This is a genomic window from Ekhidna sp. (genome assembly GCF_965227465.1).
Lineage (GTDB): Bacteria > Bacteroidota > Bacteroidia > Cytophagales > Cyclobacteriaceae > Ekhidna.
Map to the genome: position 1 here is coordinate 1,216,735 of NZ_OZ245746.1, position 13,744 is coordinate 1,230,478.

General features: G+C 38.2%; 9 protein-coding genes. 5 read left to right on the forward strand and 4 right to left on the reverse strand.

Annotated features, from left to right (window positions below; all coding sequences use genetic code 11):
• Nucleotides 1-42: 42 nt before the first annotated feature.
• On the reverse strand, nucleotides 43-1,539 hold the full coding sequence (locus tag ACO05G_RS05445; RefSeq protein ID WP_421765046.1) for a cryptochrome/photolyase family protein: 1,497 nt from the start codon (nucleotides 1,537-1,539) through the stop codon (nucleotides 43-45).
• A 48-nt stretch (nucleotides 1,540-1,587) separates the two neighbouring features.
• Nucleotides 1,588-2,349 carry a hypothetical protein gene (locus ACO05G_RS05450; protein WP_421765047.1) on the reverse strand — a complete coding sequence of 254 codons (762 nt, stop codon included), beginning with the start codon at nucleotides 2,347-2,349 and terminating at the stop codon, nucleotides 1,588-1,590.
• 115 nt (nucleotides 2,350-2,464) lie between these two features.
• Between ACO05G_RS05450 and ACO05G_RS05455 the strand changes: the two genes are divergently transcribed.
• The 3 genes from ACO05G_RS05455 (at nucleotide 2,465) to ACO05G_RS05465 (ending at nucleotide 7,986) form a co-directional block, all read left to right on the forward strand.
• Nucleotides 2,465-3,250 (forward strand): DUF1206 domain-containing protein, encoded by a 786-nt coding sequence (locus ACO05G_RS05455; protein WP_421765048.1) that lies wholly within the window; start codon nucleotides 2,465-2,467, stop codon nucleotides 3,248-3,250.
• A gap of 150 nt (nucleotides 3,251-3,400) precedes the next feature.
• A complete protein-coding gene (locus tag ACO05G_RS05460) occupies nucleotides 3,401-6,820 on the forward strand; it encodes an ABC transporter permease (protein ID WP_421765049.1) in 3,420 nt (1,139 codons plus the stop codon).
• Nucleotides 6,821-6,831: 11 nt separating this feature from the next.
• Nucleotides 6,832-7,986, forward strand: a complete 1,155-nt coding sequence (locus tag ACO05G_RS05465; protein WP_421765050.1) for a serine hydrolase domain-containing protein — start codon at nucleotides 6,832-6,834, stop codon at nucleotides 7,984-7,986.
• Here ACO05G_RS05465 and ACO05G_RS05470 read toward each other — a convergent pair whose 3' ends face one another.
• Nucleotides 7,987-9,207, reverse strand: coding sequence for an exo-alpha-sialidase (locus tag ACO05G_RS05470; protein WP_421765051.1), 1,221 nt, complete (start codon nucleotides 9,205-9,207; stop codon nucleotides 7,987-7,989).
• 3 nt (nucleotides 9,208-9,210) lie between these two features.
• Between ACO05G_RS05470 and ACO05G_RS05475 the strand changes: the two genes are divergently transcribed.
• Complete coding sequence (locus ACO05G_RS05475) at nucleotides 9,211-10,227, forward strand: DNA topoisomerase IB (protein WP_421765052.1); 1,017 nt, start codon at nucleotides 9,211-9,213, stop codon at nucleotides 10,225-10,227.
• On the opposite strand, the gene ACO05G_RS05480 is transcribed toward ACO05G_RS05475, so the two are convergent.
• Nucleotides 10,224-11,090 (reverse strand): DUF6503 family protein, encoded by an 867-nt coding sequence (locus ACO05G_RS05480; RefSeq protein ID WP_421765053.1) that lies wholly within the window; start codon nucleotides 11,088-11,090, stop codon nucleotides 10,224-10,226. The genes ACO05G_RS05475 and ACO05G_RS05480 overlap by 4 nt on opposite strands.
• Nucleotides 11,091-11,137: 47 nt before the next feature.
• Between ACO05G_RS05480 and ACO05G_RS05485 the strand changes: the two genes are divergently transcribed.
• Nucleotides 11,138-13,729, forward strand: coding sequence for an SIR2 family protein (locus ACO05G_RS05485; protein WP_421765054.1), 2,592 nt, complete (start codon nucleotides 11,138-11,140; stop codon nucleotides 13,727-13,729).
• The last annotated feature ends 15 nt before the right edge of the window (nucleotides 13,730-13,744 follow it).

Sequence of the window (13,744 nt, forward strand, 5' to 3'; positions counted from 1 at the left end):
GTAGTTGAATTTAGGATCTGATAAGAAAGGACTTCCGAAATATTACTTGGTAACCCGCTCAATAAATGCATTTGCTGCTTTAAATATCCTCTCTTTTTTCTCTAAGTCCATTTTCTTAAGGGTGGCCACCATCATGGACATGCGCTGGTTGCTTTCGAAAGTCTCAATGTTCTCTTCGATGAAACGCCAGTAAAGACCATTAACTGTTTCCTCCCAATCACCCTTTCCATAGTCACTCATTTTCTTGATGTAGTTAGCCCCACCGATGTAGGGCTTGGTTGCGAATATGCCTCCGTCCGCATATTGACTCATCCCGAACACATTGGGAGCCATTACCCAATCAGCAGAGTCAACGTACATTTCCATAAACCATTTATAGACTTCTTCAGGATCTAGTTCACAAAGCAACATGATGTTGCCCAGCACCATCAATCGTTCGATATGATGTGTGTATCCGAATTTCTGAGCTTTCTTAATCGAATCATCAAGCGGAGGAATGCCGGTAGTCCCATCATACCAGCAGGACTTCATTTTACGTTTATGATTGAAGTAGTTGACATTCAGCTTTTCATCATATTCGTGATAAATGCCGCGCATAAACTCTCGCCAACCAATAATCTGACGCACAAACCCCTCGACGCTAGGAAAGTGTGTATCGTTTTGCTGATAGTATTCCAACGCCTTGTCTATTACTTCATCAGCTGTAACCAATCCCATATTGATGTATGGAGAAAGCACGGAGTGAAAAACGAATACCTGGTTACTATCTATAGCGTCTTCATAGGGTCCGAAATCCTCAAAACGTTCTTTTAGAAAGTCATTAAGGAGGTGTAAAACCTGCCGCCTCGTTGTAGCCCAATGAAAATTTTCTGTACTACCAGGATGATCTGAAAATAGGTCATCAATCAGTTTTTGAATCTCTACCGTGTGTATAGTAGCATGAGAAGTAGGCTGGTCGGGTATCGTGATATCTTTTGGGAGTTTCTTGCGATTATCGTCATCAAAAGACCAGCTGCCATTGAGCGGAGATTCATTATCCTCTTTGAGTAAAACCCCCAATTCCTTTCGTTGCTGTTTGTAAAAAGTTTGCATGAAAGGCTTATAATCTTGATTGAATTGATTGAATTTTTCCTTTGTGGTTATGAACCCTGGTGAATCTACGGTGGTGAGTTTTAGCTTTTCATTTTTACAGAAATCTTTGATACGCTTTTCAAAAAAATGATCTTCGATATCGTAAGTGACAATCTCTTGTATATCTGCATATGAATCGATCGTATCCTTTAACTTCTCTTCATAGCTCTTCTCCTTATTTTGATTGTTAAGTTTATGATAATCAAGTGGATAGTCTTTCTCAATTTCTTCTGCGTGTGAACGCATCGCTGAAAGGAATAGCACCAACTTGTGCTTGTGGTATTTATAATGCGTACATAGTCCCGAATCTTCCGCCATGAAGAATAGCGTTTGATTATCCGGATTTAATCTGGTATGATCTGGGAAAAGACAATTGCCAAGAATAACAGCTAGTTTTTTATAAGCCATGAATCAATAACAAATGCGATATGGCATTGTTGGCTTGATGGGATTGATTTAGTCTTGAGAATCTAAACTTATTGCCTCTCCCAGACTAATGAGCTTGATGTCATCGCGTTCTCGAAGTTTTCGTAAAAACCAGCCCTTATGACCAGCGCCGTAGGTAATTACGATTCGCTTTCCTTGATTGGTGTATTCTTTTAACGCTTTTTCAATGTTTTCGTAATGCGCCTTGTTGATATTATCCCATCCACCTGGTCCAAGTTCTTCATTGAACAGCTCATTGTATACCCGTAAAGCAATCTCGCTTGCATCATCGTATGCAGGAGAGTTTATCCAGTAGGGATCGTATTGTCGACCTGAAGCTTCCTTTATTGAATCAGCAATGTATTTTGCCAATCCATATTTTCGCCATTCATATTCCCGATTAGCATCATCTCGAATGGCACGCATTTTTGTCAATCGATCATTTGCCATTTCTTCTGTCCAGGCAGATGTGGGAATGAGTGTAAAGTCCATCTCCTTAGTAAGCGGGATGATGACGTCTACATATTCCGGAAATTGGGCGACTCTGTACTCATTTACTATTCCAGTTTCAGCATATGAAGTCATTGCTTTTGCAAAGCGATCTGGTGGAATCTCTGCCAGGATAATATCCGGATCGATATCTCGGATCATTTCCCTTAACACCTCGGTAGAAAATTCAGGTTCAGTTAGGTGTTTCCCTTGAATTAAACCAAGCACAAGAACTTCATTCCGATTATCTGTGTCGCAAGCGAATAGAATCGTAAAGAGTAATAAAAGAACAAGTCGCCTCATTGAGTTGAATTTGATATTAAAATACAAGATAGCATTTAAGCAGCTTGATTAACTTGATTCTTCACAACAATCACTAATTGAATAAGTCATTAAACTTATGGAGTAAATTCACGGTATGTCAAATCAAAAGAAAGAGATTTTCGCAAGGTTTGGTATTGCCAGTAAGGGCTTTGTGTACATTTTGACCGGTCTTCTCATTACGCTCACAACCTTGAATATGGGAGGCAAAACTACAGGCCGGAGTGGGGCGTTGGTTTACCTATCCAATGAGGAATATGGAAAATACCTTTTAGCTTTAATTATAGCTGGACTTACTGGGTATGTGTTCTGGAGAATTTATCAATCAATTAGTGATTTAGATAAAGATGGACGGGATTGGCAGGGGGTTTTTAATCGTTTAGGATACTTAGGAAGCGGTTTGTTTTATGCGTTATTGGCAATTACCGGAAGCAAAATATTACTCGGATTATCATCTAATTCTACCGGAATAAAAAAGGCAATTATTGGATCGCTTTTAGAAAGTACTTTAGGACAAGTGATTGTCGCTATCATCGGCACTGTATTAGTGGGAAGGGCCATTTTTCAACTCTATTTTGCTTACTCCGGGATGTATAAAAAGAGATTGGATGAATCGGAATTGGAGAACAAAACGAGATCTGTTTTGATTGCTGCTGGCATAGTTGGGTATACATCAAGAGCGCTGGTAATCGGTTCCATAGCTTTCCTTACGTTTAAATCTATATACACCTTAAATGCATCAAATATTGGCGGTACAGAGGATGCTATCTCGATGCTGCAGGACAATTTTGGGTCAATAGTGCTTATAGGAATTTCTGCGGGATTAATGCTTTATGGACTTTTTATGATCCTTAAAGCGAAATATCGCAAGGCATTGTTCTAACCTTATAAGAAAAAGCGATTGAACGATGTTCAAATGTACGGATTTCACGATTTTTGATAAGTGGAGGAATTTCAACAATTATCCTTAAAAATAATTTTACCTTTTATAGTGGTCTTTGCTGGAGGCATATTCGGAAGTGTATTGCTGCTTATGAAATTCCCTGCCGCCAGACACCTGGGTAAATTGTTGCTTGGATATACGTTCCTTATCATTCCGGCTTACGCTAAATCTTTTCCAGTCAATCAATGGCAGATTGCTATTCTAATAATCATTTCTTTATACCTATATGCAGCGGGCTTTTTTTCTCAAAAGAATCGTTTAAGCTACGCGCATCTTATCCCAGTTGCGATTTCCATAAGTTTGGTGTTTACCCCAGCCATAATTGATCGAGTGGTGGCAACATGCCTGATTCTAGCATATGGTATTTTACTTGTTCGATTGCACGCTAAAGAATCCGCACAAAGAGGGTTTCACTGGTTTGTAAATCCAGGAGCTAGGCTGACATGGTTTAGAAACTTCATAATCATCAATACGATCGGACTGCTTCTTTTACTATTCGGCTTTTTCAATCTGTCTTTTGTTTCAAGTTATGTTACGCTGATTCTTTTTATTGTGATCTATCAGGTGGTAAAGGAATCTGAGTTTTTAACACCAATTCCAATTGGAAATAAATATCAGAAATCCACTTTAAATCCGGAGATTAAGGCTGCAGTACTCAATAAGATCGAAAGTGTAATGGAGGCAGAATTTTACCTTCAAGATGATGCCTCACTAACCAATCTAGCCAGAGAACTTGGAGTCACACCTCACCATCTTTCGCAGGTATTGAATGAATCATTAAAAATCAGTTTTCAAGACCTTCTTTCCCGATACCGCATTCGGAAGGCTTGCAGAATGCTACGACAAGAAAAGTATGAGCGGGTAAAAATTGAAAACATCGCCACAATGGTAGGTTACAATTCAAAATCTGCCTTCAATACCGCATTTAAGAAGCGTACAGGTCTAACTCCATCGGATTATCGTGAGACAAGAGACGTTCGATCTTATGGGGAAGAACGTCTATCCGAACGGAAAGAACCACAAAGCGTAGTTTCCTACTTTAGTTTGAATCATGTTTTTAATCTCAAACTAACGAAAGGCATGATTCAGAATTTTTTTAAATCCTTTGGAAGAAACATTAAGAGGAATGGTCTTTTTTCATTTCTAAATTTGCTTGGACTTACTGTCGGGTTTACTTGCAGTATGCTCATATACCTTTTCATTGTAGATGAGCAATCCTTTGATCAGGAAATCCCCAATCATGATCGTATATTTCGAATCGCATGGATGAGTGATAACCCGCAAACCAGAACCCCTCATCCCATGGCGCAAGCCATGGTTCAAGATATTCCGGAAGTGGAGGCTGCTGTGAGTTTATCACCTTGGTATGGAAGTGGTTTGAGCCGTCAGTCTATAAGAGTTAAAAATGTAAAGAGGAATATCTTCTTTGAGGAACCCGATTTCTTTTTTGCTGACTCAACCTTCTGGCAAGTATTTGATCTTGATTTTGTAGAAGGTGATGAAGCTGCCTTGGAAAAACCATTTGCTTTGGTTATCACAGAACCAATGGCAAGGAAGTATTTTGGTGACTCAAGCGCCATAGGCAGAGAGTTGGAATTAAATGATATGCCATTGGCGGTTTCTGCAGTGGTTAAACCTATGCCAAAAAATACGCACTTTCACTTCAATGCGATCATTCCATATGTAACGCTCAAGCAGATTAATCCTGATGATACCTGGATGGAATGGTCAGATTTTGGTCATTTCAATTACATAAAGTTAAAAGAAGGCGTTGATTCTGAAATGCTAGAATCAAAGATTCCCGGTTGGATTTTAAGCTACCTTGATTGGAGTGAGCCATGGCAGGATCGATTAAAATCTGGAGAAGTAGGCTTTGAATTACAGCCAATAGCAGACATTCATTTGACGTCCAATTTACGATGGGAACTAGAGAACAATGGAAACATACTTTATGTCTACATATTGACTGCCACACTGTTTTTTCTCATTCTCATAGCAAGTATCAATTATGTGAACCTTACCACTGCTAAATCAATCGAAAGAGCGAAGGAAATAGGTATTAAAAAAACCTTGGGAGCAGTTTCAAGACACCTTTCCGTACAGTTTTATTTGGAGTCAGTCATTTTTTGTTTGATTGCAATGGCCTTCTCTGTGGGGCTATCAATTCTTTTTTTGGAAAGTTTTAATGCTCTGACTGGAAAAGAGTTTTCAGTAGAAGCAATATTGAATACCAAATTCTTACTTTCAATTATTATCGGATGCATTGCCATTGGATTGATGGCTGGGTTTTACCCTGCAATGGTATTATCCTCGTTTCGACCAACGGAAGTTCTAAAGGGTAAGCTCTCAACAAATTCCAGAGGTGTAAGGCTTAGGGGGGCATTGGTTATACTCCAATTTACGATTTCGGCGATTTTGATTGCCGGCAGTCTGATGATCTTCCGCCAGATAGAATTTATGAAAAACAAAGAGCTTGGGTTTGATCAAAATGCGGTCATTTCTATAGACATACCTGCAAGCATTGAAATAGGAGGGATCGACCTTCAAAAAGTTTATCAAGCAAGAAGAGAAATTGAGAATATACCTGGAGTGATCAATACTTCTATGATTTCTAACCTGCCGGGAGGCCAGTTCAATCAGCATTCAGCTTTTGTTAAAGGAGACCAGGAAAACAGTCTGAATTTCTCAGAAGTGACCGTTGATTTTGAAGTGGAGGAGGTCTTAGGATTGGAAATCGTAGAGGGTCGAGCCTTTGACCCATCCTATGCCACGGATACGGCTGAATTAAGTTTTTTGATAAATGAGATTGCGGTGCAACAACTTAATTTGGAGAATCCAGTTGGAACTACACTCGTGTGGATGGGTGATGATACCACTTATGATGGTAGGATAATTGGTGTAGTTAAAGACTTCCATTATAAATCACTCCATCAGGATATACAGCCTTTATTAATTACGGCAGATCCCTATGATGTGGAACATTTATTGGTAAAAGTAGACGGTAATCAGTTTAGCAGTATCATACATCAAATTCAGGAGATATATGCACCAGTAAACAAAGACCTACCATTTGAATATCAATTCTTAGATGAAAGATTAGGAGCACTGTATGATCAGGAGGTCAAGACATTAAGTATCTTTTCCGTCTTTGCAGGAATTGCACTGATTCTAGCTTCTCTTGGATTACTTGGGATGGCTATTGCGATTTTAAATCAAAGAATTAAAGAAGTAGGCATTCGAAAGATATTGGGTGCCAGTTCCAGTCAAGTGATGTTAATGGTTCTCGGTCAATTTGTCCGATTGGTTTTTGTGGCATTAATTGTTGGATTGCCACTAGCTTATATATTTATGCAACGGTGGCTAAATGAATTCTCATATCAAGCACCATTTGGAATAATGCCGTTCATATGGGCTACCATTATCTTAATGGTTGTAGCAGTTATTAGCGTCATTTCAGCAGTCGCTAAGATTACTTTTTCTAATCCTGTTGAGGCATTGAGGTACGAGTAAATCTTGTTATTATGAAGAATTTTCGAGGTTTACTTATTGCCATAGGCGTTATGTTCGTTTTCTCTTGTTCCACATCCACTTATAGCGGACGCTGGGTACGCTGGAACGCTTCTGGAATAGATGATTATCTGAAATTTCCTAGCTATCCTTTCAGAGCTTCATCAGAACCTTACCATTTTGTGCAAGCATATGATGAGAATTTAGACCAATTGATGATACCAACTGGCAAAGACAAAAAAGAAGCGCTTTTAAGTGCGATTACAGTGTCTGAAACAACTGCTTTTCTGATAATAAAGAATGACACCATTCTCTATGAAAAATACCTAAATGGTTACACTCGCGATTCAATCAACACATCTTTTTCTGTTGCCAAGTCAATCACCTCACTGTTGGCAGGTGTAGCCATTGACCAAGGATTAATTGAATCAAGAGATATTGAAATTGTCAAGTATCTCCCTGTACTGGAGACGGTAGATTCAAAATATTCGAAAGTAAGGCTGTCTCACTTGCTCGATATGAAAAGCGGTATTCAGTTTAAAGATCACGATTTAATCTGGGGTGATAAACCAAAGGCGTATTACCACCCACAATTACGAGAGCGAATCATAGAGCTGCCTGTTAAAGATGAGCCCGGTATTCATTTTAAGTACAACTCATACAATCCAATCGTAGTTGGAATGGTCATTGAACAAGTAACGGGAATGATGCCTGCAGCTTATTTTGAAAAACAAATCTGGGATCAAATGGGCATGGAGTATCCAGGCTCATGGAGTCTGGATAGTGACGAATCACAGATGACGAAAATGGAAAGTGGACTCAATCTTAGAGCCATTGATTTTGCCAAGTTTGGCAGACTCATGCTTAATAAGGGTCAATGGGAAGGCAAATCCATTGTTTCTGAGGAATGGATTGAAGAGACGCTTAGTTTTGATAAAAGCCACCTGGTGCCTGACTATGGTGTGGAGATTTTTTACAAGAATTATTGGTGGCTCTACAGCACGGATGCAGAACATGTTGATATCATATCAGGATGGGGACACCTGGGGCAGTACCTCTACATTTTTCCAGACACTCAAGTGATCATAGTAAGGATGGGAAAAGACAATGATGGCGTTAGGTCATGGGGAGCATTATTCAAGGCTGTGAATGAATCAGTAATGAATTGACTATTCTAAAGCTGTTTTTGCCATTCGGATATTTGATTTTTCTCCATCAATTTGCGTCCATGCAAAGTATATATCTCCACCAAGAATCTCCATTTGAGGAAATCCACTACTTCTGGATTCTGACATCTCAGCTACGGTTCCAACAGGTGACATGGAGCCATTAATATTGACCTTTCGATATTTGATGGCCGGCGTTTCTCCACCATCCATCCAGCTTACCATCGCTTCTTGCTCATTGACCATGACAATGTCTACTCTTCCTGCTGGGGATGTATCGTCAATAATAATGGGCTCATTAAAATCTTGCCCAATACCGAATGCCACTTTAACCGTTGGTCTGCCAAGTGCTGATGTAAACCATGCTGCAGCAACTGTATTTTGATAGCTTGCTATACGTGGACCGTTTACAGGACAGCCTTCAATTTTCCAGTTGTCTTGTGCAATGAGTATAGGTTGGCTCCAGCCACTATCCATTTGAGTAACAAATGCCATGTCCCGAACCTCATCTACAGACCGGTCTCGATATACGATTATTGCCCCTTTTGGAGTAATTGCACCACCCGTTTGACAACAGTCGCATACCCGTCCATCCAGTTCTATTTCTTCTGTCAGGTTACCATTCATATCGATAACAGCAGACCGAATAGTCATTGCTCCACCTCCATGCTCCCCATGTCCACCACCTCCGGTATTTCTTCCATCAAGCCATGATAGGAGAAATGATACATCATTTTGAGGTAGCATGGTTACAAATCCATGTTCTGTAGGTGTACCATCTTTATGTGGAATAATAGGGGAAGACCAGTTAGATGAGTCTTTGTGCTTTAAAACAATATTAACATCATAAGAATAGGTGCCTGAGGCACTTTTGGCCAGATAGTGAGCAATTTTATTACCATCCTTGTCAATGGCAAGCATTGGGTAATCCGCCCAGTTGACAAACCAATCATTGCCGGATGCGATCAATTCAGATTTACTCCATTCGTCATTTACAAAGTAGGCGTATTTAAAGTTCACTAGATTGGAATCTCCTTTTTCAACCCACGAGAGGTATAGGTTTTTATCTTCTCCAAGAACCAGGTAGGGAAGACTCGCATTGAGTCCTGCAGGACTTTCTACGGATTCAAGTTCACTCAAGAGTTTCTTCTCTTTTGACTGGCTGCAACTAATAATAATTGCGAAAATTGAAAACCAGATGACCGCAGCGTAAGTTACCTTCATGCAATGCAAAATAATACCTCTGAATCAATTGATTGTCCTCCACACCTGGTATATGTTACCGATGAGGAGCCGGGACTTTCCCGAATAGTGAATGGAGAAAGTGAGATATACTTGGACGAAGAAGGTGAAGAACTGGTTGATAAAGAAATGATTGGTCGAATTCAGAACCTGGTAATTCCGCCAAACTGGAAAGACACTTGGATTTGTAAATTAGAAAATGGACATCTGCAGTGCACAGGAAGAGATGAACGAAACAGAAAACAATATTTATATCATGAAGACTGGCTGGAATACCGACAGAAAAGTAAGTATAGCCGAATGGTTGAGTTTGGCGAATCGCTTCCTGAGATTCGAAAAAAAATCAATAAATATTTAGAGAAGGAATCTTTCAGTAAAATCAAAGTATTGGCGATTGCAATTAAGCTACTTGACCTGCATTATTTGCGAATAGGGAATGACTTTTATCTTTCAGAAAATGAAACTTATGGACTTACAACTTTGAGAAGGAGGCACCTCGAAAAGAAAGATGGAGGATTAGAGCTGAGCTATAAGGGGAAAAGCAATAAGTACCGAAATATCTCCATAGAAAATCGAAAACTTGTGAAGCTTTTGCAGGAGGTAAATGAGCTGCCTGGTTATGAGGTGTTTAGATACAAGGAGGGAAGTGAACGAAAGAGAATTGATTCTGCTGATGTCAATGAGTTTATAAGGGAATTAAGCGATGACCAATTTTCTGCTAAAGATTTCAGAACATGGGGAGGTACAGTCAGTGCTGTGGATGTTTACCCGGAAGCTTTGGCGGAAGTAAAGGAAAATCCGAAAAAGAAACTCGAAACCGCCATAGTGAGACGTGTGTCTAAAATACTAGGTAATACGGTCAGTACCGCACGAGAATATTACATACATCCAAAAGTGCTTGATTTTCTATTAGAAAACGGAACTGAAATAAAACTGAAAAACCAGAAAAGAGAATTTTTTAAGGAGAATGAGGCTAAAGTATTAGCCATCTTAAAGAGTTAAAAGCTTATTTCAAGAGCATCTAATTCAATGAGAGATAGCTTGGTAAGTTCTCCATTAATATAAGCCTGGTCTATTTCCGATAAAGGAGTGCTGTCCTTTATCTTAGGTTTAAGATTCTTGTAGTCTTGTATGACGACTCCATCAATTTTTCGTGTGTTATATGCGACACGGAACCTCATTCCAGTTCCCTCATCTTCCTCGTTGTAACTATACGCCAGATAGTCCATGCTATAATCCTCCATATCAAACCAATAATAAAAGACATCTTCATAATCTTCTCCACCGCCCTCAACATCAAATGTCACTTTGATTTTATAGTAGCTTTTTCCGTCTATTTCTATGGTTCCTTCAAGCGACTTATTTACCGCATCATCATTAAGTGATTTTGGCAAAAAAGCGAAATAAATGACAGAATTTACAGAGCTCGTATAAGCTGCTCTTTTCTCTTCTGAGATATCAGATTTCTGTCCGTTAATAAAGCGGACTAATCCTTGATTGGTAAGTACATCCTTAACTTCATTTCCTATACTATCAGTCTGAATTCTGGTGTATGCATACTTCCCATTTTCACTACTATATGTATATCGAATGTCTCTAAATATAAAAGAAGCGGTGGCATCATTAAGCTTTTGTGTACCGGAAGCTTCGATCGCTTTATCGACTATGTCCTGGGCAGTAGGAGAGTCGCTACTGCATGATATCAACCAGATAAGGGATAAAAGAAAAAGAGTTCTAATCATGTTGACCGCAAACGTAAAAGGATAGACTAAAGGTTTAGCAAGCAGACGACATTTTAATTTTTCAAATGGAAATAAATGGGAAATTATTGGAATATCTGTTGAATAACCTTCGATTTCTTGCATTTATACATGCAACGGTTGAAATTATTGGATTAAATCAAAATAGATATATGGAACAACCGCCAAAAGAAATCCAGGAAGATCAAATAAAAAAGTCAAAAGATTATGTAAAGAATCTGGCAGAAGATCTTGCCATGAATAGACTTATTGCTTCTTTTAATTTCAATACAAACACTTTATCACCATCAACTGCAAAAGAAATTGTTGCTACAATCAAAAAAGATTTTTTAAACAAATTAGGCGGAGATCAAAAACAACACTCGGATCCTGAAGCGCTTGTAAAATTTGTTGAAAAAATTAAAACGAGGAATATACTGGTTGTTGGTGCTGGGATGAGTAAGGCATTTTATAATTTACCAGCCGCTAAAAAGGCACTTGATCAGATAAAAAAATCTCTTGGAATTTATGGAGTAACTGGACTCAGTAAAAAATTGAAAAAGAGCAAATGGGAGCATAGCAAAGTGCTTAATAAATTTCTTGAAAAGTATTTGGATGAAGAAAAAAATCTGAAGCACTTATTTCCTCATATAACAGATATGGATCAAAATAGTGAATTGGATTTTGAGCTTACCTTATCATTACTAGCTAGTCACTTTGGAACAAAAGCAATCAGAGAAGAAATACAAAAAATTTATGATTTAAGATACAATCCTGCAATTGGCTATAGCATTATTGCCTTCTTATTGAGACATAGATACATAGATGCAGTTGTCAATTTCAATTTTGATGAGCTTTTAGATCAGGCAATCAACGAAAAAATTGTAGATGATCATCGATTTATTTTATCTGATGGCGATTGCAGAGATATTTCCGATTTGATGGTTAAGGATGGGATGAATGTTCCTTTATATATAAAACCACATGGAACGGTTAGTCACAAAAGCACCATGCGCTTTACTAAAGATGACTACCTAGGGATACCAAACGACCTGCAGTTATTCCTCAACAGCCTAATTAAAGGTGAAATATCAACAAGTGATGGGGATAAGAATTTAGATAGTATCGCGATTAAAAGGGTAAATCTGATACTTATGGGATTTGATATGGGGAGTATTGAATTTAATCAAATCATTGAAGACGCCATTTATGAAAGGGCGATTAAGAGTGATAAAGAAATCTGTTTCTACCTATTTGAATTTGCCAAGATGAATAAAAAAGGTAAAGAGGATGAGGTTGAAGCTGAAAATAAGTTTCTTTCTGATAAAAATTTGCAACGAAAGATCCGGAGGGTTATTAAAGATGCGCTGAAAAGACATGAGTTAGATGATAAAATCGAATTATCGGAGAAAGACATAAAAGAAAAGGTGGCAGTTAAATTGATTCGAGTTGACTCCAGGGGAGAGCTATCTCTGGAGAGACATTTAAGGTCAATTAACACGCACATTCACGGTTTGGATGATCCACAAAAAAAACTATCAAAAGAGGAAGAGGGCCTCTACGAACCACGCTACTCTCCTCGAGGAATCTATGCTGATGAGATCATTGATCATTTATTTCATGAAGATTATTCAAAAGCGTTTTTTGACCAGGATGAGCAGAAGAAAAAATCGAGACTAAAGGGTTATTTCCTTAATCGAACCAAAGTGGAAATTTTAATTGCTTTAGCCATCGATAAGGGCACAATAAACCTTTTTCAATTGATACATGGAAACGCAGGGCTATATTTTAATGAGTTTTTGAAATGCTTAACTATAAAGGAAAGAAAGGCGGATGCTATTACTAGCATAACCCAGCTAGTGAACAAAATGGGCATAAAAAGAAACGAAAAATATGCGAGAGAGCTATTTTCTGACGCGAAAATTACTGGAATTTTTAGTCGGATTCCACAGAATGAACTAATCAATAGAATTGATAAGGCTAGTGATCATTTAATGAAAAAATTAAAAGTTTTTATGCCAGGTCTCAAAAATGAGAAAAAGATTAAAAGGTGCTTTGCTCAACTTTGTAAGAAAAATACGTACACCATAAGTCCAGAATACCATTCCAGAAGGTTTTTATTCATTGAACATTTTTCTAAGGACCAAATCATCAATACCCGTCTTGGATTTAGAATTCAGCTTAACCAAATAATTAAGGAACACGATAATGATCCAGAATCCTTGTTATTTATGGTTGGGACAAGAGGTAATATGTTGTGGGAAAATCTATATGAGGATAACAGAAAGCTATTAATCCGTAAAAACCTCGATCGAGTATTTCTGCTACTTGATAATGACATGCTTCATTTACATTTTGAAAAACATGGTCTGGGTAACAGAATCAAATACTTACCACTTTTTCTAAATGACTATTGCGCGATTTTCACAATGAAGGTTGTAGAAAATAAAATAGACGTTGGGAAAGTCATCTACTTTCCAATTTCTAATTTGAGTAAGAATATAAACCCCATTCTGCTCGAGAAGGAAGACTTTTTGACTAATGCTGAAAAAAACAAAAGGGAACGACAGAGGTTCCCTCGAATTTTCTTCGAATATTGGTTGAAGTCTTATTCTTTAAAGCCCAAAGAGCAAAAAGAGGATATCCATTTGCCTACTCAATTCATTTCTCAGAAACACATTGAAAAAGAATATGAAGGCTGGATAAAAGAATTACCAAATTCCTTTCATTGGTCAATGGTTAATGGCAAACTGGATAAAGGGTAATGATTCGAAAATTCA